This is a genomic window from Kitasatospora sp. HPM-01-4, from assembly GCF_051374625.1.
In the GTDB taxonomy this organism is placed as follows: Bacteria; Actinomycetota; Actinomycetes; order Streptomycetales; family Streptomycetaceae; genus Kitasatospora.
In genome coordinates, this window is sequence record NZ_JBPQGP010000005.1 from 7543803 (window position 1) to 7566286 (window position 22484).

A 22484-nucleotide genomic window follows, 5' to 3' on the forward strand; every position below is an offset into this window, starting at 1 on the left:
GGAAGGCCGGTGGGCTCTCCGGGCAGGCGCTAGCGTGGACTGGACGACGTCCGCGAACAGAGGAAGCGCCCCGTGACGCAACACAGCAGCGAGCCGTTCCGGCTGATCGTGACCGGAGGCGGCACCGGCGGTCACACGTACCCGGCCCTGACCGCGGTCCGGACCCTCCAGGCTCGGCTTGCCGCGGCGAGCCGCGCGCTGGAGGTGTTGTGGGTCGGCGTCGACGGTGGCCTGGAGAACCGCGTCGCCGCCAGCGAGGGCATCCCCTTTCGCGCGGTCGCGACGGGCAAGGTCCGGCGCTCGTCCAACCCCCTCAAGCTCGTGTCGCCCGCGAACGTGCGCGACGGCCTGTCACCCTTGCGGAGATGGGCATGGCTGGCCTCCCCGTTGACCCGGCCGCGATGGGGTTGGATTTCCCCAGAGACGCCGGCGACGCCGTGCGCAACGCCGCGAACTTCTGGAGCACCGTGCACCGACGCGACTTCATCGGCGGCGCGTTCGCCGTCGCTGCCTACACCACCCCGGTCACCCGCTGGCTGGTCCAGCCCTCCGCGCCGCTCCCTGGGCACCGTGGCAGCCTCCAGGTCGGCCGCGCGGACCTGGAGGAGCTGTGGCAGGCCGCGAGCGAGGCCCGCTCCTGGGACTCGAAGTACGGCGGCGGCAGCTGGCGCTCCAGCAGTGTCGCGGACTGCCTCCGGCACCGCGCGAGCCCGCTGCTGGTCGGTACCTACCCGGAGAAGATCGGCGCCGAGCTGTACTGCGTGACCGCCGAGCTCGCCCGGGTCGTCGGCTGGGCCGCGCTGGACATGGGCCAGCACGACGCCGCGCAGCGGCACTTCATCCAGGCCCTCGCGCTCGCCCGCGCGGCCGGCGACACCGAGGTCGGCAGCCACGTGATGTCCACGATGGCGCTGCAGGCCATGCTGCGCGGCTACCCGAGCGAGGCCATCGACATGGTCCAGGGCGGCTACGAGCGCGCGAAGGGGTCGGCGAGCCCGCGGGTGCTGGCGTTCGCGAAGATGGTCGAGGCCCGGGCACACGGCCGGTCACGGGACCCGCGGGCGGCGTCGCGCGCCCTGTCGGAGGCGGAGACGCTCCTCGGCCGCGCACGGCCCGGCGACGATCCGGAGTGGATCAGCTACATGAGCCACACCCGGCTCGCATCGGATGCGGTCGAGGTGTGGCGGGACCTCGGCAACCCGAAGGCGGCGTTCACGTGGAATCGGCACGCCGACGCGATGCCTGAGGGCTCGTTCGCCCGCTCGGTCGGGCTGCGCCTCACGGTGCTCGGGACGGTGCACCTGCAGGGCGGCAATCTCCTGGAAGGCATCGCGATGGGACACCGGGCGGTCGACATCCTCGCGCGGGTGCAGTCGACACGGGCGCGGGACTACGTGCGGGACTACACGACGGAGTTGCGGCGCTGGCCGAAGGAGCCGGCGGTTCGGGACCTGCTGCAGCGGGCACGCACGGAGCTGGCCATGGCCAGCTGAGCGGCCAGGCACGCCGACCTGAGGTCAGCCGGTCCAGATGGTGTCGCGCTGCCCACCCGGAAGAGTTTCGGCCGAAACTCTTCCGAGTGGGCAGCGCGCGATCGGATCATCAGGCGGTCGGCCTGCTGGGACGCCGTGACGATCTTCAAGAAACCTTTGGCGAGCTCAAGCGATCAGTGCATCACTGCCGGATGCTCCTATAGACTCGCACCGCCTCGACCACGCCGTCGCGGCTCTTGGGGATGCCGGTGGCTCGACCGGAGGCCACGGCTGTAGCGGCGGCGCAGGCGTCGATCGGGTCGGACTTGCCCTTCATCCGACGGGTCTTGCGGTCGGGCCGGTCGACGTCCACGACCGTGACACCGGCCGCAGTCAGCACCCGGGCGAGCTCGGCACCGTAGGCACCGCTGCCTTCGACGCCGACCGCGGTCACCTTGCCGTGCGAGCGCATCCAGTCCAGCAGGGCCCGATAGCCGACGATCGTGGCGGGAAAATCTGGTCGGCCAGGTGTCGGCCGAGCCGATCGATCACGGCCGCGTGGTGAGTCAGGCCGTGGGCGTCGACTCCGCCGGTGATCTCCGGGCTGTCATGCGTCATGCTGGTCATGTCCGTCCTTGCCGCTTGTCCGAGCCGAGGGCGGCACGCGCCGGTCGGGCGGGTGGACAAGACAGTGACGGGGCCTCTGGGCCAAGCTCCTGTGAAGTCACAAGCGTCCGTCCGGCCGCGTGCGTGGCGGTCCTGCCGACGAGCCGACAAATCCCAAACAGGACAGTCAGTGACGTCAGTCAGTAGGCGAGTCAGGCTCATCAGCAGGACCACCAGTCACATCTTCACTGTCAGTAGAGCTTCACCGAGGCGTCGTCGATCAGGAAGGCGGTCCTGCCGCTGGTCGAGTGCGCGACCAGCTTGATGCCCACCGTGGAGCCGAACTCAGGGGCCACGTAGGGGGTCAGGTCGAACCTCTGGAGCCGGTAGCCGTCGGTGGCGTCGAGGTTGCTCCAGGTCCGCACGGTGGCGAGGTGGTTGCCGCTCCACTGGTCGTAGAGCTCCAGGGAGAGGGTGTCGACCGGGGTGCCGGCGGGCGCCGAGGCGCCCTGGGCGCTGCCCGTGATGTCCAGCCAGAAGGAGAGGTACTCCTTGCTGTACCCGGGGGTGGTCTCCACCCACTGGGTGATCGAGTCGTCGTTCGCGGTGCTTTGGCCCAGCCAGGCGTAGCCGGTCCCGCTGTGCGGCCGGTGCGCGCTGGACGGGGTGACCACGTTGTAGCCCGAGGGGTTCCAGGCACCGTGGTCGGCGGTTCCGTTCTCGAAGCCCGGGTCGGTCAGCTGCTCGATCGCGCTGCAGCCGAGCTGCGGGCCGGCGAAGAAGCCGGCCCTGAAGGTGCGGCTCTGGGTGTTGCCCCGGTCGTCCCTGCCGGTGACCGTGATGCTCCGCCAGCCGGTCGCATGCGTGGTGCCGGTGATGTGGCCGGTGGCGGCATCGATCCGCAGGCCGGCGGGAAGTCCCCTGGCGCTGTAGGTGATCGGGCGGCCGGCGCTGTCCGAGGCGAGCACGGGGATGTCGACCGGACCGCCGCTCGGGACGGTCTGCTCGCACGGCTGGGTCACCAGCAGCGGTGCGTTGGCGAAGAGCGGGCCGTCACCCGTGCACAGGTGGTCGTAGTTGGACCACATCGTCTGCACCGGGAAACTGCCGGTCGACAGCTGCAGGTTGAACATCCCGCCGTTGGAACCGACCGGGATCCAGGAGCACTTGTCGCCGATCTCCTGGCCGGTGGCGTCCGTCCAGGCACCCGAGGCGTTCTGGTCGGTGATGGTCTCGGCGTACTCGTGGCCGCCGATGATGCCGTAGCCGTCCAGGCGGCCGCGCGGGCCCGGGTTGATCCAGTTGGTGCCGCACGGGCCGACGTCGGTCAGGTACGGCATCAGGGTGTAGGCCAGGGTGCCGGCCGGGCTCCGCATGAAGGTGTGCCAGGCGCAGTAGCCGAGTTCCTTCCACTTGTCGGAGTCCTCGCCCTGCGGGGTGTTGATGACGTACTGGACGTCGCGGTTCTGGTTCGGGTCGGTGTTGCCGAAGTGCCTGGAGGCGGCGAGCGCTTCGGCCGCGATCTGCGGCTCGGTGGCGGCCTGGGGGGACGGCGCCGAGTTGTCCACCCAGACACCGGCCAGGGTCTGGCCCGCGGCCGGCATGCCGACGTGGTTGGCGTCGGCCGGGCAGTAGTCGGAGCCGGGGGCGATGCCCTCGCAGTACTGCGTCATCACCTTGGACCAGGTGTCGGTGCTGCTGCCGAGGCCCTTGAAGAACTCCTGCTGGTAGGGCGCGGCCCGGTCCGGGTCACCGGAGAGTGTGACGTCGCCGGTGGCCGGGTCGGTGCCCGGGGTGCCCCACTGGCTGCCCCAGTAGATCAGGTAGACCCTGGGCCGGCCGGTGGTGACGCCGATGGAGTCCTGGCCGCCCCGGTAGGTCATCTGCAGGTCGTAGTTGTTGTGCGGGACGGCCCTGCCGCTCCCGCCGTCGGCGGTGGCGTTCTGTGGGCCGGTGCCGCCGCCTCCGTGGGCCTTCGCGGCCTGCTGGCGGGCGAAGGTGGTGGCGTTGGGCATCGCGTGCGGGTGGGTGGCGCCGAGTTGCACCCAGGTGCCGTCGATCTGCTGCCAGCCCTGGTCGGCCGGGTGGGTGTCCGTGCCGGAGCTCGCGCTCGGGGGCGTCATGGGCTTCGGCTCGGGCCGCGCGGCGGCGGTGCCGGCCAGGCCGGCGGTGGCGACGCCGAATGCCAGGCCGGTCAGCAGCAGATTTCGCAGTGCCGATCCGGCGCGTAAGCGTGCTGTGGGCACAGGGATCTGACTCTCTGTGAGGGGCGTGGGGACGGCGGCGGTCGTCGATGGGGCGTCCGGGGTCGGACAGGACGGCTCGCCGTGTGAAATAACACATGTCACCCATCACATGGGTCAAGAGCAACGACTGATGTTTCATGTTCGGTTCCGTTGGATGCTGTGAACCCGGCGGCCGTCACCCCGTCTTCGTGCGGCCGCTGAACGGCTCTCGCGCCGCGCCGAGTCGACGGTGCGTCGGGTGGTCCGGCGCTTCGCGGGCGATCCGGGGTCGCCGCCTGGGGGTGCCCTGCGGGCGCAGAAGCGGTGCAGGTAGCTCGTTACCGGCGCGCGCGTCAGGTTGCGCGCCGGGTCTCAGGCTTGCGCGCCGGTTGGAGGGCGTCGGTGTCGGTGCCGGGGGTGTGGCTGTGAGGGGCGGTATCCGGTCATGTAGGCCAAGCCTCGCCGGGTCCGAGGTGGGAAGCGGATACCGCCAACCGGGTGAACGGCCCGGGGCGGGCGGGTGGCGGCCGGAGCGGTGCACGCCCGCCCTGGTATCGCCGGTCCGGTTCCGTCGTGTGTCCGTCCGACCTGCGTTCTCCTGCTCGAACCCGGGCCGATCGGCGACGGAACGGAATCATCCGCATACATCAGGTGATCTTCGCTGGTCCCGGGCGGCGCCGGCCGTCCAGCGGAACGTGCCGGTGGGATATTCAGCCAACCATCTCGAAGTCCCTGGCCCCCCACGGGGATACCGCTGCAGACTCTCCACAGGTCGCTCACCAGTCGGCCCCAGCGGCGCCCGGTAACGGCCGCAGTCTTCCGCATCTCGCCCTTTTTCGCAGGCATCCCCTCGCCCGGCACTGCCGTGCGCCCCCACGCGGCGCAGGCTCTCCGCCGCTCCGCGCCCTCTGGAGGGTTCCGTTGGACATGCGCTACGAGGCGTACTCCTACGCCGACCAGCTCTTCTACGAGTCGCCGGTGAGGTGGGCCGCGCTGGAGGAGTTCCCCGCCACGACGGAGCCGGCGCCGCCCGGCTGGGTGCGCACCGCCAGGGACATCTGGGTCGGCTGCCAGCCGGCCGGCCTCCAACTGCCGGAGCAGGGCTGGAAGATCCACGTCTCGGCGAGAATCGACAACGCCGAGCGGATCCTGGACGTCGTACGGGCGTACTGCTTCGAGAACCGGGTGGCGTTCAAGTTCCTGCGCAGTCCGGCCCTGGTGCGGACACAGAACGCGAAGTACGCCTCACGCGGATCGAGCGGGAAGTTCCTGACGCTCTACCCGGTCGGCGACGAAGCGCTGGAGCGATGTCTGCTCGAACTCGACGCCGCGCTCGACGGCGCGCCCGGCCCGTACATCCTGAGCGACCTGCGGTGGCGGAAGGGACCGCTGCACCTGCGGTACGGCGGCTTCACCGAGCAGTTCTGCCGCTCGGAGACCGGCGAGCTGGTGCTCGCCTTCCGCGAGCCGTCGGGCAGACTGCGCCCGGACGTGCGGCGGGCCGTCTTCGAAGTCCCGGAGTGGGCACCGGTACCCGCCGTGCTCACCCAGGCCCTCGCCGACTCGGCACAGACCAGCGTGGACGCCTTCCCCTACACGGTGGAGCGGGCGCTGCACTTCTCCAACGGCGGCGGGATCTACCTCGCCCGCCCCGCCGAGGGCGGGGAGCAGGTGGTGCTCAAGGAGGCCAGGCCGTACGCCGGACTGGACCAGCGCGGCGAGGACGCCGTCCAGCGCCTGGGCCGCGAGTACGAGGCGCTGCGCCGCCTCGAAGGCGTGGACGCCGTCCCGGCCGTCCTCGGCCGGCTCACCGCCTGGGAGCACCACTTCCTGGTGCAGGAGTACGTGGAGGGCGAGCCGCTGAACCGCTGGCTGGCGCGGAACTACCCGCTGGTCCACCCCGATCCGGACGCCGGGGTCATCGCCGAGTACCGCGAGAAGGCGCTGCGGATCCTCGACGGCGTGGCGCAGGGCCTGCGGGCGATCCACGAGCGGGGTGTGGTCTTCGGCGACCTCCATCCGCGCAACCTGATCGTCCGTCCGGACGGCCGGGTCGCCTTCGTCGACTTCGAACTCGCCTCACCCGTCGACGAGTTCCTCAGGCCCGCACTCGGGGCGGCGGGCTTCGCCGCACCCGCCGGACTGACCGGCTTCGCCGTGGACGAGCACGCGCTGGCCGCGCTGCGCCTGTGGATCTTCATGCCGCTGGTGCAGCTCACCGTCCTCAGCCCCGGCAAGGGGGACGCGCTGGTCCGCGCCGCCCGGCAGCGGTTCGCACTGCCGCCGCAGGCGCTGCCGAACCCTCCCGCCGCACCGGGAGTGCGCAGCGCCGAGCCCTCCGGCGAGGCGTTCGAGGAGCTGCTCAGCGGCGACCCGGCGGCATGGCCGCGCCTGCGCGGGGAACTCGCCGCCGCGATCACGGCCAGCGCCACCCCGACCCGCACCGACCGCCTCTTCCCGGGCGACCCTAACCAGTTCACCCACGACGGGCTCGGCCTGTCCTACGGCGCGGCGGGCGTGCTGTGGGCCCTGCACGCCACGGGCGCGGCCGTCGACCCCGGGCACACCGAGTGGCTGCTGGACGCGGTGGCCCGGGAGGCCTGCCGGCCAGGGCTGTTCATCGGCGCCCACGGAGTGGCGTACGTCCTGGACCAGCTCGGGCGGCGGCCGGAGGCACTCGACCTGCTGGACCGGCTGGGCAAGGACGACCCGGACGGCTACGGCGCGGACCTGTCCGGCGGCCTGGCCGGAATCGGCCTGACGCTGCTCCACTTCGCTGACGCGACCCAAGACCGGGACCTGCGTGCCGCCGCGGTCGACGCCGCCGAGCGCGCCGTGGCGAGGCTCGGCCTGCACGGGCCCGACGGCGGCAGCGCGCCCGCGGGGGCCCGCGTCGGCCTCATGCACGGCGCCAGCGGAACCGCGTTGCTGCTGCTGCGCCTGTACCAGGACTCCGGTGAAGGCGCCCTGCTCGATCTTGCCGGACAGGCCCTCGACCGCGACCTGTCCCGCTGCGTGCCGTCCGCGGACGGCACCCTCCAGGTGGACGACGGCCCCCGGGTGCTGCCCTATCTGGAGTCCGGCAGCGCGGGCATCGCCGCAGTCCTCCAGGAGTACCTGCGGCACCGGCCCGATCCCGTGCTGTCGGAGCAGCTGGAGAAGATCCGCGCCGCCGCCGAGCCCGAGTTCATCGTCCAGTCGGGCCTGTTCAACGGCCGGGCCGGCCTGATCGCGCTGCTGCGGCTGCTGCAGGGGGAGGGCGAGGCGCACGCGGGACTGATCCGGCGCCACATCCGGCGGCTGGCCTGGCACGTCATCCCGTACCAGGGCCACCCCGCCTTCCCCGGCGAGCAGTTGCTGCGGCTGTCGATGGACCTGGCCACCGGCACGGCCGGTGTGCTGGCCGCCCTCGGGACGGCCTTCGCCGGTACCCCCGCCCTGCCGTTCTGGCCCACGGCCGGGCTCGCCCAGGACCGGCCCGCCACCTCGCCGGCCGGCAACCGGAGCTGACCTCTCGCCCCACCCGCCCGGCGCGCCTTCGCGCCGCCGGCGGCCCACCACCGCGGCCGGGAGAACCCGCCGCCCACGAGTTCCGGCACCGCGCCGGATGAACCGCACCGCAACCCCCGAATGGAGTGCATCATGTCGATCCTTAGCCTGCAGGCGCTGGAGACCCCCGAGGAGACCGCCGAGGAGACCGTCGAGTGCGGGGCGAACCCCAGCACGCTGAGCGCCCTCAACTGCGGCGTCAGCACCGTCAGCACCCTCGTCTGCCTCTGAGTATGCGGTCGACCGCACGGCATACCGGCGGTTGACACCCGGTAGGCGGCCGGCCCGGGACCGTACGGGCCGGCTCGCCGCGGGTGACTCCGGGCCCCGGCCTCGCGGCCGGGGCCCGGTCGTCGTCCGCGCCGGCCGGCCCGCGGGGCCGAAGGCCGGGCTCACCCCGAGAACAGCGCGGCCGAGGACGGACCGGACCGCGTCCGCCCCCGGGCCTCGGGGCTACCGCCCGGCATAGCCCATCTCCCAGGCGTGCACCGCGATCCCGACCCGGTTCCGGACGCCCAACTTGCGCTGGATGCTGGCGACATGGGTCTTGACGGTGCCCGCCGAGATGAACAGCTGGGCGGCGATGTCGGCATTGGTCCGGCCCGCCGCGACCTGGCCGGCGATCTCGATCTCCCGCTCGGTCAGCGCTCCGCCCGGCGAGGTCCGGCGGGCGGCGGACGCCCGGCCGGGCGTGAGGTGGCTCAGCAGTCTCACCGTGACCGACGGGCTGATCAGGCTGTCCCCGGCCACCGCCGCGCGGACCGCCTCCACCAGCAGGGCCGGCCCAGAGCGCTTCAGCAGGAAGCCGGACGCGCCGTGGCGCAGCGCCGGGTAGACGTACTCGTCGAGGTCGAAGGTGGTCAGCACGACGACCCGGACGGGATCCACGGCGGTCGGCCCGGCCAGCCTGCGGGTCACCTCCAGGCCGTCCAGCCGGGGCATCCGGATGTCCACCAGGGCGACGTCCGGCCTTAGCCGGCCGGCCAGTTCGAGTGCTGCGGCGCCGTCGGCCGCCTCGCCGACGACCTCGATGTCCGGCTGGGTCTCCAGGATGCGGCGTACCCCTCGGCGGACCATCTCCTGATCGTCGGCGATCAGCACACGTATCGTCACAGGAGGGGAGTCTGCCATGGCCCGCAGGGGCCGTCGGGCCGCAGCGGCCGACCGGCGTCCGCGGTGGACCGTCCGAAGGTCAGCGGCGGACCGTCCGGCGGGTGGTGGCGGCGACGAGGGCGACGGTCAGCAGGGCGGCGGTCAGCGCGGTGACGGCCAGCGGACCCGGCCCGGCGAGGTGGCCGTGCCGCCGGACCACACCCATGTAGTCGAGCGCCGCCGTGCCGTTGACCACCAGGTACCAGAGCGGGAGGTAGAGCATCTGGAAGAGCCGGTGGGTGCGGCCGACCAGGCCGAGGGCGAGGGCGAGGGCGGGCACGAACAGCGCCCCGGCGAGCCAGCCGGCCAGCGCCGGCCAGTCCGCGGCCAGCGTCATCCGGAGCGCCGGGCCGGCGCCGGTCAGTGCGCTGAGCACCACCCCGGCCGCCCACTCCGCCAGCACCCGGCCGCGCGCCGCCGGGTACGCGCCGAGCAGCGTGTCGACGCCGTACTCCACCCGCTGGGTGCCGAGCCGCGACCAGAGCAGCACCGGCAGCAGCCAGGCGACCGGGAGTAGCGCGGCCCTGCCACCCGCCGCGTACGGCAGGGCGAAGGCGGCCGGCACCAGCGCCGCGAACAGCGGCCACCACCAGCGCGGCAGGCCCTGGAGCAGGATGCGCACCTCGCCCGCCAGCAGCCGGCCGAAGCTCCGGCCGGGGACCAGGGCGGTGGGCGGCAGCGGGGTCAGGGGGGTGTACGCCGGCCCGGACCGGCGGGGCGTGGGTTCGGCGACCTGCTCCGGGGCGGGGTCGGTGCGCCGGGCGGGCACGGCGCCGCGCGAGGGGTCGAAGCGGTGGAACCAGAGTGCCGGCAGCACGGCCAGCACCACCGCGCCGAGGACGAGCAGCAGCCGGTCGCCGACGAAGGCCGGGTCCACCGCCGGACCGTTCCAGCGGACGGTCTGCAGCGGGTGGGCGTGGGCGGTCAGGCCGAGGCTGAAGTCGGCCGGGCCCAGGTCCAGGTGGCGGGCGGTCAGGGCGTCGCGCATGGCGTCGGCGAACGGCCGCACCCCGAGCCCGCCGAGCGGAGCCTTCGGCGACTGGCCGCCGAGCGCCACCGCCAGCGCCACGAAGAACCACAGCACGTTCCCCAGGCCGCCGCGCAGTCCGGGGACCGTCTCGAACAGCAGCGCCGCACCGGCCGTGACCGCCAGCAGTGGCAGCGTGACCAGCACGTACGGGGTCAGCAGCGCGACCGGATCGAGGCCGGTCGACTCACCCCGGGTCAGCTGCAGCACCACCGCGGTGCCGGCCAGCACGGCCGCCATCGAGCCCAGGACCAGCAGGTTGCCGAGGAACTTGGCGGCCAGATAGCCGGAGGAGCGCAGCGGGGTGGTGGCCAGCAGCCGGCCGACCCCGGTGCTCTCGTCACGGGCCACGGCGCCGCGCACGGCGTAGAAGCCGGCCAGGGTCAGCCAGAGCGCGCCGGCCAGTGCGGTCGACCAGCCGACGTACGCGCTGTCGTAGACGCCCCGGTAGTCGCCGACGTTGAGTACCGACCAGTGGCTGCCGACGGCCGGAACCGTCAGGTAGCCGAGGCCGACGGCGGCCAGCAGCGTCATCGCGTAGGCGGGCCGGCGGGCCCGGTAGCGGAAGTCGCCGAGGGCCAGCGTCAGCAGTGCGCGGGGTGTCATCACCGCACCGTCCAAGTGCCGTTGTCCACAGGCTGGTTGACGACGGCGAGATAGGTGTCCTCCAGGCCGGGGGCCACCTGCACCGCACCCGGGTACGGCTGCACGGGTGCGATCAGCCGTACCCGGACGCCGTCGGCGGTGCGCACCTGGCGGCTCACCGGGTGGCCGGCCTGGACGGCGGCGACCCCGGCCGGATCGACCTCGACCTCCCAGACCCGGCCGGCCTGCTCGCGCAGCAGCTGGTCGGGGGTGCCCCGGCGCCGCAGCCGGCCCTGGGCCATGATCGCGATGTCCCCGGCCACCGACTCGATGTCGGAGACGATGTGCGTGGAGAAGATCACCACACGGTCCGTCGCGAGGGTGCTGAGCAGGTTGCGGACCCGGACCCGTTCCTCCGGGTCGAGCCCGGCGGTCGGCTCGTCGACGATCACCACCCGGGGATCGGCCAGCAGGGCCTGGGCGATGCCCACCCGGCGCAGCATGCCGCCGGAGTAGGCGCGCAGCGGGCGCCGGACGGCCTCGGTGAGGTTGACCAGTTCGAGCAGCTCGTCGATCCGGGTCCGGGCCGCCCGGGCCGCGACGCCCTTGGCGGCGGCCAGGTAGCCGAGGAACTCGCGTGAGGTGAGGTTCGGGTAGACCCCGAAGTCCTGCGGGAGGTAGCCGAGCGAGCGGCGGAGCAGGTCGGGGCGGGCCAGCGCGTCCTCGCCCGCGAAGCGCAGCTGCCCGGAGGTCGGACGGGTGACGGTCGAGGCGATGCCCAGCAGTGAGGACTTGCCCGCGCCGTTGGGGCCGAGCAGGCCCAGCATGCCGGGGCCGAGCCGCAGCGTGACACCGTCGACGGCCCGCTTGCCGCCGCGGTAGACCTTGGTGATGTCGGACAGTTCGAGCGCGGTACCCGTCGCGGTGGGCGAAGGCTGCCGCGCGGTGGTGATGGGGTGAGGCATGCCCCTCAGCCTGGTCCGCCGCGGGCGTCCTGCCATCTACCGTTCGGCAGATATCGGCGACCGGTCTCCCCGGGCGGCCGTCCGCAGCGGAAGGACACAGCCGACCTGCCAGCCCGTCCGCTGAGGCCCGGTGGCCCGGCCCGGCGTGGCCGGCCGGACCCCGGTGTGGCCGGCCTGGTCGGCCTGGTCGGCCTGACCTGCCGCAGTCCGAGCCGCGGGACCGGCCGCGAAGGTGCCGCCGAGGGCGGAGATCCGTTCCGCCACGGCAGCCAGTCCGGTACCGCCGCCGCTGCGCGGGCGGTGGGTGAGCGCGCCGGGGCCGCCGTCGTCGGTGACGCTCACCGCGATCGCGGCACCGCCGTCGGCGCCGGTGGCCCGCCCGACCCGGACGGCCACCCGCCGCGAACCGGCGGCGTGCCGGCGGACGTTGGTCAACGCCTCCAGGACCACGGCGTACACGGCACCCTCGATCTCGCGAGGGAGCGAGCCGGCCAGCCCGGTGCCGAGGTCGAGGCTCGCGTGCGTGGTGCCGGTGGTGGAGAACCGGCCCGTCAGGTCGGCCAGGTCGGCCAGCCCGTAGACGCGGGTGGGCGGCGGTTCCTCCGCCGCCGTGCCCGTCGCGCCCTCCGCGCTCTGCGTGCCGGTCCCGTCAGCCGGTTCGCGCAGCGCCCTCACGGTGTCGTCCATCGCGTCCAGGGCACGCAGTCCGGCCTCCTCCAGCCGTCGGAGCAGCGCGCGTGTCTCCGCCGGGTCGTCGCCGGAGAGCTGGGCGGCCTGCGCCTCCAGCACGATGCCGGTGATCTCATGGGCGACGAAGTCGTGCAGATCGCGGGCGACTTCGAGGCGCTGCTCGCGCCGGGCCCGCGCCACCGCGCGCACCCGCCGCCCGTCCAGGGACCGCAGATAGGCGCCGATCCCGGCCGCACAGGCGACGCCCAGCAGGGACAGGGCGACCGCGACCACCGACGGCCCGGGACGCGGATCGGGTGCCCTGAGCGTGAACCGCAGCGGAAGCACGGCGGCCGCCGCCCCGGTGAGCAGCGCGAGCGCGGCCACCCGGCGGTTCGGCACCCGCCGGATCACCCGTGCGAGCAGTATCAGCAGGGCGGTCCACTCGAACGGCAGCCAGACCAGCTCCAGACCGGACTGCCCGATGTACCCCAGGTCGATCAGCAGCGACACCGCGGCGATCGCACCCGCCACCGCGGCCAGCCGCACCCGCCCCGCCGGCCAGGGCAGCAGCGCGCCGGCCACCGTCACGCCGCACGCCGCCGCGAGCGGCAGCGCGCCGAGCGGGGCGGCCACCGCGGGCAGCAGCATCGTCAGGGCGGCCGCACCGCTCCAGAAGCGGCGGTGGCGCCGCCAGCGGCGGGCTGACGGGAAGTCACTGCGCATGGGCCCGAGCCTAGACCGACCGGTCCCGAACGGCTGCGGTGGCCGGCGCCAGCCAGGACCCCCGTGGATTCAACTCTCGTCCGGGGTGGACAAGTTGACTGCCATGCGATGCCTGCTCGCCGTGCGGCTGCGGGATGGTCGCCGGGGTGCCGCCGGCTCGGCCGTCAGTCGGAGTCGACCGGCCCGTCGGAGGCGCCGCCGTCCTTGATGCCGAGCTTGGCCTCCGCGGTCGTCCAGTCCGTGGCGATGGCCTGCTGGGCCGCGGCGAGTGTCGTCTGCCCCTTGCAGATGGCCGTGTGCAGGTGGGTCTCGACGCTGTCCTTCGGGTTGTTGGGACCCTTGCCCGGGACATGGCCGGGCGACGGCGGCTCGACCCAGAGATTTCTCGGGTCGTTCGGGTCGCCGCCGAGCTGAAGGCTGATCAGGTGGTCGTACTCAGCGTCGCCCATCGGCCCGGTGTACCCGTACGACTGGGCGTTGGCGGCCTTCTCCTTGTTGGTTATGTTAACCGGTGGCCGGATCGTGGAGGTGTACCCACCCGGCTTGCATATCGTCTCCTTGATGTTCGCCTGCGTGACGGCGGGGCTGACCGCGCCCGGGGTGCACGACGGATCCGGCAGCGGCTGGCCGTCCTTGGTGTACCGGTAGTGGCACCGGCCCGCCGCGGGCTGCGCGGCGACCGCGTACGTCGTCTGCGGCCCGGCCCCGACCGCGATCCGTCCCGCGGCCTGGGTGCCCGGGGCGCTCCCGGGCACCGAGGCCGAGGTCGGGGGCGGCGCGGTGTGGCTACCGGACTTGGTGCCGTGCCCGGAGTCCGAGGAGCATCCGGCGGTGGTGAACAACACGAGAGCGGCGGCGGCCAGGGCGGTGCGGCCCGGATACCTCATCAGTCCTCCATGGGAACGTTTGACTTTCGGTCAGCAGTGCGCGGCGATTCTGCCAGGCGCTCTCCCATGGGGCCGCAGGCGGTCTTCCGCACACGGCCGCGGTGTTGTCCGAGGTCGTGCCGCGGTCAGCCGGGGGCGTGGTGTGGACGGATGGGCCGGCTCCGGTGGCGGGTCGTCAGCCGCGCGGGACGATCGCGACCGGGCAGCGCGCATGGTGGATCACGGCGTGCGCGACCGGGCCCAGACGCGGTCCGATCGGCGCGCGCCGCGAGCGGCGGCCGATCACCAGGAGCCCGGCCTGCGGGGTCTCCTCCAGCAGGGTGACCGCGGCGCTGCCGAGCGCCACGGCCGTCACGACCTCCACCTTCGGATACCGCTGGCGCCAGGGCGCCAGCTGACGTTCGAGCGTGTCGTGCTCGATCATCGCCAGGTCCTTCTCCACGCCGCCGATGGAGCCGAAGGCCAGGTACTCGGTGCCGCTCGGCGGGCCCCAGGCACGGACCACCCGCAGCGGCGCCGAACGGACCGAGGCGGCCTCGAAGGCGAAACCCAGCGCCTCGTCGTTCGGATGCCCGGTGTCCAGGCCGAGCGCGACCTCGCGGTACGGGGCGTCGGCCGGGGCCAGGGGCCCGGGGGCCGCCGGGTGCTCGTCGGTCGCGGTGGTGCCCGCCCGGACGAGCACCACCGGGCAGGCGGCCCTGGCCAGCACCTCCTGGCTCACCGAACCGACCAGGAACCCGCGGAGCGCGCCGAGGCCGCGCGAGCCGAGCACGAGCATCGCGGCGTTCCGGCCGGCCGCCTCCAGTACGTCGGCCGGCACACCTCCGGGGATGTGAGCGGCGGTCACCTCCAAGCCGGGGAGCAGCGCGCGGAGTTCGACCTCCCGCTGGGCCAGCTGCTGCTTGCCCCACCGCTTCGCCTCCTCGCTGCCCAGCGGCTGGCCGGGCTGCCACGGCCAGGCCTGGAGCAGCTCCAGCGGCAGCCTGCGGCGCTGCGCCTCCCGGGCCGCCCAGTCGACGGCGGCCGCACTCTCCGGCGACCCGTCATAGCCGACGACGATGGGTCCGGTCACGATCTCCTCCAGAGTTCCTGCGACGGCCGGGCCGTACGGCCCAAGCCGCCGTCCCGGGGACGGAAGGCCGACGGCAGCCGGTTGGGGCGGTCGGCCAGGTCCATGGTGTCGACGGTGCGGCCCGTGACGGTGGAGGCGCTGCGGCCGTGGCACCCGGCCGGGTGGCCGCCGAGGAGCGGACAACGTCCGAAGGCCCTCCCGGGCAGGGCGGAGCGGGCCGGGCTCGCGCGGGTATCCGGACTCCTCCACTCGCCCCGCTCCGGCCGAGCGGGCCATGCGGTGGTCCGGCGCGCCGCGCTCAGCGGTTCGGCGCGCAGTGCTCCGTACCCGCCGTTCGGCGGATCAGGACCCGCTCGCCGGAGCGCGGGACGACGGCGGTCCGGCCCGGTTCGCGGTCGATCCGGTCGCGCGGGGCCTGCGATCCTGCCCGGCCTCCGGCCGGGAGGCGCCCCCCGGCCAGCCGTGTACCAGGTGGGTGGTGCTCGGCGGAGGGGCGGTGCGCACCTGCTCGATCGGGCCCGCCCCATGGGGCCGGACTCCTGTGGTCGGACGGCCCGAGCACCCTCGGCGAATCAGTCGCACGATGGGGGTGGGGCATTCACCCACCGCGCACGAGCGAGGAGGCCCGCGATGACGTACTGGTACGGCCACGGCCCACACCTTCTGGGGTTCGGTGTGATGGTCGTCGGCATGCTGCTCGTGTGGGCGCTCCTGGTCCTCGGCATCGTCGCCCTGATCCGCTATCTCGGCCGCAGCGCGCAGCACCGCCCCGACGCCTGGACCCAGGCCCCGCCGACCACCCGGCCCGGGCCGGAGCAGCTGCTCGCCGAACGCTTCGCCAGGGGCGAGATCGACGCCGACGAGTACCGCCGCCGCCTGGAGGTCCTGCGCTCCGACGTGGGGCCGACCGGTTCGCCCGGGCGGCCTGGATCAACCGGTCCGACCGGCCCGCCCGGATCGACCGGGCCGACCCCTGGCTGACCGAACCACCCGGCGGCGGCCGTGGCCGCCTCCGGGGGTGTCCGGATACCCCGGGGAAGGGGGTGCCGGGTCAACTACCGGCCCGGTAGCGGTCGATGGAGACCTTGACGGGGCCGTCGTCGGTGGTGGTCGAGAGTACCCGGACGATCGCGACGTCATGGTCGGCCTGGGAACGGACGCAGAAGGACCGGCCCGAGGGCAGGGCGCTGAACGGCAGCCGGGTGACCGGCTGGGTCTCGATGCCCGTGATGCAGCCGGCGAGGGTGAGCCGGTCGTCCCGGGCTATGTAGGCGTCGTTGTTGTCCGGGAGGGCGAACTCGGCGGCGGTGCGGCCGAGGTACCAGGTGGCGGTGTCCGCGGGCAGGACCCTGCCGGTCTTGAGGTCGAACTCGTAGGTGTGGTCCGGCGTGGTCAGCTCGACTCCGCTGTAGTCCTCGGCGTAGCCCGGTACTTCGGCGGGATCGCTGTCCGGGGAGGTGGCCGAGTCGCCGGGGGAGGGCTGCGCGGGAGCGTCCGCGGAGTCGCTGGCGTCACTGCCGGTGTCGGCCGGGTCGAGCAGGTAGTACGCGCCGCCGGCACCGAGCAGCAGTGCCGCGGCGGCGGTCAGCGCGATCCGGCGGCCGCCCCTGCGCCTGGGCCGGCCCGGCTCGGCAGGGGGTGTCTTGGGGGTGGCGGCCGGCTGCGGGGCGGCCGCGAGGGTCGGCGCCCCGGCGATGGCCTGCGCGGCGTCGAGGACGGTGGGCGCGGCGTCGAGGACGGTGGGCGATGCGTGCTGGACGGTGGGCGCGGCGTCGAGGACGGTGGGCGATGCGTGCTGGACGGTGGGTGGGGCCGGGTGGTGGGCGAGCTCGGTGCTGACCTGCCGGGGCAGCCAGTCCTCGGTGAACAGGAGCTGCCCGGCGAGCGCGGGGTGGCTGCGCGCGGCCTCGATCACCTGGGCGGCGGTCGGCCGGTGCTCCGGGCGCTTGGCCAGGCAGTGCCCGAGCAGCGGGTGCAGCGAGGCCGGGACCCCGGTGAGATCGGGCTCCTCGTGCACCGCCCGGTACAGGGAGACGGAGGCCGGACCACTGCCGAACGGCGGTGTGCCGCTGGCGATGTGGACGGCCAGCGCACCCAGGGCGAAGATGTCGGTCGCGGGGGTCGCCGGTTCGCCCATGGCCTGTTCGGGAGCCATGAAGCCGGGCGATCCGATCTGGAGGCCGGTGCCGGTGAGCGCGCTGGCGTCGGCGGCCCGGGCGATGCCGAAGTCGATCACGCGCGGGCCGTCGGCGGCGATCAGGACGTTGGCGGGCTTCAGGTCGCGGTGCACCACTCCGGCGTCGTGGATCACCTGGAGCGCCTCGGCGACACCGGCCATCAGCAGCAGCACCGTCCGCTCCGGGAGGGGGCCGTGCCGCTGCACCACCTGCTGCAGCGAGGGGCCGGGCACGTACGCGGTGGCCAGCCACGGGGTGGCCGCGTCGACACCGGCGTCCACGACCTGGGCGGTGTAGAGCCCGTGGATCCGCCGGGCGTTGGCGACCTCCTGGGCGAACCGGCGGCGGAACTCGGCGTCCTCCGCGAGTTCCGGGCGCACCACCTTGAGTGCGATGGGCCGTCCGCCCGGCGTGTGGGCCAGGTAGACCCGGCCCATACCTCCCGAGCCCAGCTTGGCGGTCAGGCGGTAGCCGCCGACCTCGGACGGGTCGTCCGCGGAGAGCGGCTGGAAGGCCGGCGGCGGCGAGGCCTGGGGTATGGGTGTGTACATGCGCTTGCTTCCTCGGCGGGCCGGACATCGTACGGCGGGCTGACCGGCTCCTCAGGGCACCCCGAAAGGCAGTCACATGGTGTGACCGACCGCTGATGGCCTCAAGCAGTGTAGGGCGGTCGGTGGTGACGCTCCGCGCCGGACCGTAGCACCGGCTGACGGAGCCGGGGAAGTCGAGCCGTGGTCAGGCCGGCTCCGGCGGAACCTCGGGGACGTCCCGACGGGCTGCCGTCCGCCGCCCACTGCCCACGGCCTGCGGTCCGCCGCCCGTTGCCTTCCGTCCGTCGTGGAGGCTTCCCGGGCGGCCGACCCTTCGGATCATCAGCCAAAATAAATGGCAAGAGTCACTCCATTCACACTAGTTGACACCCTGTCCGGCCCGTTCGCATACTCGACGCAGGCCGGATCCGGGGCGGGGGTGCTCCGGCGTCCATGGCGGACCTTGTGTCGCGCGTCCGCGTCCGACCGGCCGCACGTACCGATCCGTATCGTCGAAAAATGCGAATGCGAGGTAATTGATCATGTCCATGCTCCTGGAGAAGGTGAACAGCGACCCGGCGCTGGCGGCGCTTCCGATCGACACCGCCGTGGCCCAGCACGGTGCGGCGGTCTCGCCGGTGCTGACCACGCCGGCCGGCCTGCTGGTGATCGCCGCCAACGTGGGGCTCGCCGCGGCGGGGATCGGCCTCACGATGGCCCTGGGCCACTTCCAGAACAAGTGACGCGGACCGCGGGCCGGTGCGCGGATCACCCTGCCCCGGCCCGCGGCATCCCGGCACGGTGGTAGTCGCAGGCAGCGGCTCGGCCCGGTGTGCGCCGGGCGGGAGCCGGAAGTGGAACCGAGGAGTCGCTACGGTCATGCGCCGTCCCGTAATGAACCAACGCCCGCGCCTGGCAACGGCGTTCGACCGCTCACGGGCACTGACCGCGATGGAGCGGATCAGCGCCGTGACGCATCTGGTGTCGAGCCTGGAGTACCTGGCCAAGGAGAGCGACCGCGAGGCCGGCGGCCTCAACAACTGGGCCGTCACCCGCCGGGCGGTCAAGGTGAAGTCCCCGCTGCTGGGAAGGGTGCTCGACGTCGTGGGCCGGCCGGGCACCACTCGTGCCCTGCACGCGACGCGGGTGGCGGCCGCGGCCTCGCTGTGGCTTCCGCTGCCGCGCCGGGCCAGGGCGGTGGCCGACACGGTGCTCGTCGGCACCGAACTCGCCCTGCATCCCCGGCAGATCTTCGGCAGCGACGGCGCGGACCAGCTCTCCTTCCTGGTGCAGTCGCTGGCGGCGGTGGCCCGCGCCGGCGAGCGGCGGCCCCGGCTGGTGGACGCCTGCCTGTGGGCGGTGGCGCTGCAGTCCGTGATGTCGTACACCGTGTCGGGTCTGGCCAAACTCCCCAGCCTCACCTGGCGCAGCGGCGACGCGCTGCCCGGGGTCACCCGTACGCTGACCTACGGCGACCGGCGGGTCTGGCAGTTCCTCAACGGCCACCCCCGGGTCAACCGGGCGCTGGCGCACGCGGTCCTGGCGCTGGAGACCGGGTTTCCCGCCGTGTTCCTGCGCGGTGGCCGGCCGGCTCCGCTGATGGTCGCCTCGGTGGGCGCCTTCCACCTGGTCAACGCCCGGGTCATGGGCCTCGGCCGGTTCTTCTGGGCCTTCTGCTCGACCTACCCCGCCGTGCTGTACGCGACCGGGCCGAAGGTCAGGGCCGCCCCGGACGGGCGGGTGGAGCGGCGCAGCGACGCCCTGCCCGTCGCCTTCGCGGCTCTGGCGGCGGCGGGCTTCGCCGCGGCGCAGGCCGCCCGGGCCCGGGGACGGCGCACGGTGGACCGGGGGCTGGGCGGTGAACGGCTGATGACCACCACTGCGGGCAGCACCCTGTCGTACCGCCGTACCGGGGGTGCCGCGCGAGCGGCTGATCCGGTCCTGGTGCTGGAGAGCGGACTCGGCACCTCACCCGCGCACTGGGCCTGGCTGGCCGGTGAGCTGGGCGGTCGCTGGGAGACCGTCAGCTACCAGCGCGCCGGGTACGGCCCGAGCCGCCCGGCCGACGGTGCCGGGTTCAGCTCGGCCGGCGCGGCCGCCGACCTCGCCGACCTCGCGCTGCACGCCGCGGGCGACCGCCCGATCGTCCTGGTCGGGCACTCGGTCGGGGGGTACCTGGCACTGCTGGCCGCCGAGCGGCTCGGCGAGCGAGTCCAGGCCGTGGTCCTGCTGGACACCAGCCACCCCGCCGAGTTGCAGCGGTCGCCGAACCAGGCGCTGGGCGCCAGGCAGCTCTCCGACGTACTGGCCCTGCTGCCCGAGTCGCTGCGAGCCGGGTTCGGACCGCTGCTGGAGCGGCCGGACTGGCTGCCGCAACTCCCCGAGCAGGAGCGTACGTTCGCTCTCGCGCACTACCGGGACACGCGTACCTGGGCGACGGCCCGGCGTGAATGGCAGGCCGTACGGCAGGAGTTCACCCACTTCGACGGCCGCATGCCGAGGACGGACGCACCGCTGCTGGTGCTCACGGCCGGCCGCACGGCCGCCAAGCTGCCCGAACACGCGGACCTGCACCGTGAGCTGGCCGAATCGGCGGCGCTCTCCGAGCTGCATCTGATCCACGAGGCCGACCACGACGGAATTCTGACGGGGCGTCAGACAAGCCGGGAAGCCGCCGGACTGGTCACCGCCTTCCTTGACCGGCTCTCCCACGGCGGCGGAACCCATCGGACGGAGGCGACGACACATGCCCGCATCTCGTGACGGGAGGGCACTGGCGCTGGAGGGGGCCGTCATCGGCACCCTCGCGGTCTGGCTCGGCGCCACCCTGATCAGCCAGCACCCCAACCGGGTGTTCGACCGCATCCGCGCCAGGGACCGGTTCGGCCTGGTCATCCCCAACTGGCGCTTCTTCGCCCCCGAACCGGCGCGGCAGGACATGCACCTGCTGCACCGGGTGCTGACCGCGGACGGGGAGCAGAGTGCCTGGTCCGAGACCAACCGGATCAGCGAACGCAGCTGGCGCCAGGCGGTGTGGTTCCCCGAACGGCGGCGCGACAAGGCCCTGTTCGACCTCTCCTCGCAACTGCTGCCGATGCTCGGCTCGGCCGAGCTCGACCTGCACTCCGTCCCCGCCTACCGGGTGCTGAGGGAGTTCGTCGAGGCCGAGGTGCGGCGGGAGCACACCGGTGGCGCGTGCCCGCGCGGGTTCCAGTTCGTCCTCGCCAGGGGCAGCGGCTACGACGAGAGCGGTGCCCCGGAGTACCTGCTGGTCTCGCCGTTCCATCCGCTGGAGGACGGCGGGCGGACCGGCGCGGCGAGCGGCGAGCCGGGCGGGACGCGGTGACCGGCGCGCGGCCCCGGGCGGGCGGTCGCGGAGCCGTCGACGCGGTCGTCGTCGGCTCCGGGCCGAACGGCCTGGCGGCCGCGCTGCTGCTGGCCCGGGCCGGACTCGAGGTCCAGGTCCACGAGGCCGCAACGACTGTGGGGGGCGGCAGCCGCACGGCCGAGACACTGCCGGGCTTCCGGTTCGACGTGTGCTCGGCGGTCCATCCGATGGCGCTCGCCTCGCCCTTCTTCCGCGCCTTCGACCTGGCCGCGCACGGGGTCGGGATGCTGCAGCCCGAGGTCGCCTACGCGCACCCGCTGGACGGCGGACGCGCCGGTATCGCCTGGCGCGACCTCGACCGCACGGCGGACGGGCTGGGCCCGGACGGCCCGGCATGGCGGGCCCTGGTCGGGCCGCTGGCCCGGCGGTGGCGGGGTACGGTCGCGGCCGCGCTCTCGGACTTCCGCACCGTGCCCGGCGATCTGCTCACCGCGGGGCGGCTGGGCCTGCGGGCCATGGAACAGGGATCCGCGCTGTGGGGGGCGAGGTTCGCGGGGGAGGTCGCGCCCGCCATGTTCAGCGGCGTCGCCGCCCACGCCCTGGTACCGCCGCGCGCCCCGGCCCCGGCCGGCGTCGCCCTGGTGCTGGCCTCGCTCGCGCACGCGGTCGGCTGGCCGCTGCCCCGCGGCGGCAGTCAGGCGATCGCGGATGCGCTGGCGGCGGCCATCCGGCACGGCGGCGGCGTCATCCTCACCGGTCAGCCGGTCGAGCACCTCGACCAGTTGCCCAGGGCCCGCGCCGTGCTGCTGGACCTCGGCCCGCACGGCCTGCTGCGACTCGCCGCCGGACGGCTCCCGGCCCGCTACGCGCGGCAGTTGCGCGGCTTCCGCTACGGCTCGGCGGCCTGCAAGGTGGACTACGCCCTCTCCGGGCCGGTCCCGTGGGCCGCGCCCGGCTGCGAACTGGCCGGCACCCTGCACCTGGTGGGCAGCCGCGGGGAGGCCGTGGCCGCGGAACGGGCCGTCGCGTCCGGGCGGCATGCGGAACGCCCGTACGTGCTGGCGGTCCAACCGGGGGTCGTGGACCCCGGCAGGGCGCCGGCGGGCCGGCACACGCTCTCCACCTACGCCCATGTGCCGCGCGGTTCCCGGCAGGACGTCGGCGACGCCGTCACCGCGCAGATCGAGCGGTTCGCGCCGGGCTTCCGCGACCTGGTGCTGGCCCGGCACGTCACCACCGCGGCCGAGGCCGAGCGGTACAACCCCAACAACGTCGGCGGTGACATCGCGGCCGGCGCGCTGACCCTGCGCCAGTCCGTGCTTCGACCGGTGGCCCGCCGGGACCCGTACCGCACCCCGCTCCCCGGGGTGTACCTGTGCTCGGCCTCGACGCCGCCGGGGCCGGGCGTGCACGGCATGTGCGGCCTGCACGCCGCCCGGCGCGCCCTGCGCGACGTCTTCGGCATCACCGCCGACCCGCTGGAGCTGCTGCGCGGCCCGGCCGCCGGCTGAACT

The 22484-nt window shown here is 73.9% G+C and carries 16 protein-coding genes and 2 pseudogenes; 9 read left to right on the forward strand and 9 right to left on the reverse strand.

Translation table 11 applies throughout. From position 1 onward, the window contains the following. Positions 1–72 precede the first annotated feature (72 nt). Both ACSMTC_RS32695 and ACSMTC_RS32700 read left to right on the forward strand, forming a co-directional pair. Positions 73–345: pseudogene (locus ACSMTC_RS32695) on the forward strand (glycosyltransferase); the annotation flags it as partial. A 26-nt stretch (positions 346–371) separates the two neighbouring features. After that, a complete protein-coding gene (locus tag ACSMTC_RS32700; protein ID WP_436563348.1) occupies positions 372–1493 on the forward strand; it encodes an NsdA family TPR-like regulatory protein in 1122 nt (373 codons plus the stop codon). A 184-nt stretch (positions 1494–1677) separates the two neighbouring features. Here ACSMTC_RS32700 and ACSMTC_RS32705 read toward each other — a convergent pair. Together ACSMTC_RS32705 and ACSMTC_RS32710 are read right to left on the reverse strand one after the other, a co-directional pair. Further along, positions 1678–2099: pseudogene (locus tag ACSMTC_RS32705) on the reverse strand (IS110 family transposase); the annotation flags it as partial. 230 nt (positions 2100–2329) lie between these two features. After that, complete coding sequence (locus ACSMTC_RS32710) at positions 2330–4324, reverse strand: Ig domain-containing protein (RefSeq protein WP_436563349.1); 1995 nt, start codon at positions 4322–4324, stop codon at positions 2330–2332. Positions 4325–5230: 906 nt separating this feature from the next. Here ACSMTC_RS32710 and lanKC point away from each other — a divergent pair. Together lanKC and ACSMTC_RS32720 are read left to right on the forward strand one after the other, a co-directional pair. Continuing rightward, positions 5231–7813 carry a class III lanthionine synthetase LanKC gene (lanKC, locus tag ACSMTC_RS32715; RefSeq protein ID WP_436564881.1) on the forward strand — a complete coding sequence of 861 codons (2583 nt, stop codon included), beginning with the start codon at positions 5231–5233 and terminating at the stop codon, positions 7811–7813. A 132-nt stretch (positions 7814–7945) separates the two neighbouring features. After that, on the forward strand, positions 7946–8083 hold the full coding sequence (locus ACSMTC_RS32720) for a SapB/AmfS family lanthipeptide (protein ID WP_436563350.1): 138 nt from the start codon (positions 7946–7948) through the stop codon (positions 8081–8083). A 222-nt stretch (positions 8084–8305) separates the two neighbouring features. On the opposite strand, the gene ACSMTC_RS32725 is transcribed toward ACSMTC_RS32720, so the two are convergent. From ACSMTC_RS32725 to ACSMTC_RS32750, 6 genes are all read right to left on the reverse strand, one after another. Then, entirely contained in the window at positions 8306–8965 is a 660-nt protein-coding gene (locus ACSMTC_RS32725; protein WP_436563351.1) for a response regulator, read from the reverse strand. Between the two features lie 79 nt (positions 8966–9044). Beyond that, entirely contained in the window at positions 9045–10637 is a 1593-nt protein-coding gene (locus tag ACSMTC_RS32730; RefSeq protein WP_436563352.1) for an ABC transporter permease, read from the reverse strand. Then, positions 10637–11581, reverse strand: a complete 945-nt coding sequence (locus ACSMTC_RS32735) for an ATP-binding cassette domain-containing protein (protein WP_436563353.1) — start codon at positions 11579–11581, stop codon at positions 10637–10639. Before ACSMTC_RS32735 ends, ACSMTC_RS32730 begins: the two co-directional genes overlap by 1 nt. Before the next feature lie 36 nt (positions 11582–11617). Continuing rightward, positions 11618–12976 (reverse strand): sensor histidine kinase, encoded by a 1359-nt coding sequence (locus ACSMTC_RS32740; RefSeq protein WP_436563354.1) that lies wholly within the window; start codon positions 12974–12976, stop codon positions 11618–11620. 164 nt (positions 12977–13140) lie between these two features. After that, the gene (locus tag ACSMTC_RS32745; RefSeq protein ID WP_436563355.1) at positions 13141–13863 is read right to left on the reverse strand and encodes a hypothetical protein; all 723 of its coding nucleotides are present in this window, start codon (positions 13861–13863) and stop codon (positions 13141–13143) included. 175 nt (positions 13864–14038) lie between these two features. Next, the gene (locus tag ACSMTC_RS32750) at positions 14039–14935 is read right to left on the reverse strand and encodes a universal stress protein (protein ID WP_436563356.1); all 897 of its coding nucleotides are present in this window, start codon (positions 14933–14935) and stop codon (positions 14039–14041) included. Between the two features lie 630 nt (positions 14936–15565). On the opposite strand from ACSMTC_RS32750, the gene ACSMTC_RS32755 reads away from it, so the two are divergent. After that, positions 15566–15916 (forward strand): SHOCT domain-containing protein, encoded by a 351-nt coding sequence (locus tag ACSMTC_RS32755; RefSeq protein ID WP_436563357.1) that lies wholly within the window; start codon positions 15566–15568, stop codon positions 15914–15916. A 70-nt stretch (positions 15917–15986) separates the two neighbouring features. Here ACSMTC_RS32755 and ACSMTC_RS32760 read toward each other — a convergent pair whose 3' ends face one another. Further along, positions 15987–17663: a serine/threonine-protein kinase gene (locus ACSMTC_RS32760; RefSeq protein WP_436563358.1), complete on the reverse strand. Its 1677-nt coding sequence runs from the start codon at positions 17661–17663 to the stop codon at positions 15987–15989. A gap of 521 nt (positions 17664–18184) precedes the next feature. Here ACSMTC_RS32760 and ACSMTC_RS32765 point away from each other — a divergent pair. The 4 genes from ACSMTC_RS32765 (at position 18185) to ACSMTC_RS32780 (ending at position 22481) form a co-directional block, all read left to right on the forward strand. Next, a complete protein-coding gene (locus ACSMTC_RS32765) occupies positions 18185–18385 on the forward strand; it encodes a hypothetical protein (RefSeq protein ID WP_436563359.1) in 201 nt (66 codons plus the stop codon). A gap of 136 nt (positions 18386–18521) precedes the next feature. Beyond that, positions 18522–20405: an alpha/beta fold hydrolase gene (locus tag ACSMTC_RS32770; protein ID WP_436563360.1), complete on the forward strand. Its 1884-nt coding sequence runs from the start codon at positions 18522–18524 to the stop codon at positions 20403–20405. Continuing rightward, a complete protein-coding gene (locus ACSMTC_RS32775; RefSeq protein WP_436563361.1) occupies positions 20389–20988 on the forward strand; it encodes a hypothetical protein in 600 nt (199 codons plus the stop codon). Before ACSMTC_RS32770 ends, ACSMTC_RS32775 begins: the two co-directional genes overlap by 17 nt. Next, a complete protein-coding gene (locus tag ACSMTC_RS32780; protein ID WP_436563362.1) occupies positions 20985–22481 on the forward strand; it encodes a phytoene desaturase family protein in 1497 nt (498 codons plus the stop codon). The genes ACSMTC_RS32775 and ACSMTC_RS32780 overlap by 4 nt, the downstream gene beginning before the upstream one ends. Positions 22482–22484: the final 3 nt, after the last annotated feature.

Bases quoted from the DNA above. Each gene is read 5' to 3' on its own strand.
- ACSMTC_RS32720 (WP_436563350.1), top strand. From the start codon at position 7,946: ATGTCGATCCTTAGCCTGCAGGCGCTGGAGACCCCCGAGGAGACCGCC.
- ACSMTC_RS32745 (WP_436563355.1), bottom strand. From the start codon at position 13,863: ATGAGGTATCCGGGCCGCACCGCCCTGGCCGCCGCCGCTCTCGTGTTG.
- ACSMTC_RS32760 (WP_436563358.1), bottom strand. From the start codon at position 17,663: ATGTACACACCCATACCCCAGGCCTCGCCGCCGCCGGCCTTCCAGCCG.
- ACSMTC_RS32775 (WP_436563361.1), top strand. From the start codon at position 20,389: ATGCCCGCATCTCGTGACGGGAGGGCACTGGCGCTGGAGGGGGCCGTC.
- ACSMTC_RS32730 (WP_436563352.1), bottom strand. From the start codon at position 10,637: ATGACACCCCGCGCACTGCTGACGCTGGCCCTCGGCGACTTCCGCTAC.
- ACSMTC_RS32770 (WP_436563360.1), top strand. From the start codon at position 18,522: ATGCGCCGTCCCGTAATGAACCAACGCCCGCGCCTGGCAACGGCGTTC.
- ACSMTC_RS32700 (WP_436563348.1), top strand. From the start codon at position 372: ATGGCTGGCCTCCCCGTTGACCCGGCCGCGATGGGGTTGGATTTCCCC.
- ACSMTC_RS32755 (WP_436563357.1), top strand. From the start codon at position 15,566: ATGACGTACTGGTACGGCCACGGCCCACACCTTCTGGGGTTCGGTGTG.
- ACSMTC_RS32740 (WP_436563354.1), bottom strand. From the start codon at position 12,976: ATGCGCAGTGACTTCCCGTCAGCCCGCCGCTGGCGGCGCCACCGCCGC.
- ACSMTC_RS32735 (WP_436563353.1), bottom strand. From the start codon at position 11,581: ATGCCTCACCCCATCACCACCGCGCGGCAGCCTTCGCCCACCGCGACG.
- lanKC (WP_436564881.1), top strand. From the start codon at position 5,231: ATGCGCTACGAGGCGTACTCCTACGCCGACCAGCTCTTCTACGAGTCG.
- ACSMTC_RS32765 (WP_436563359.1), top strand. From the start codon at position 18,185: ATGTCCATGCTCCTGGAGAAGGTGAACAGCGACCCGGCGCTGGCGGCG.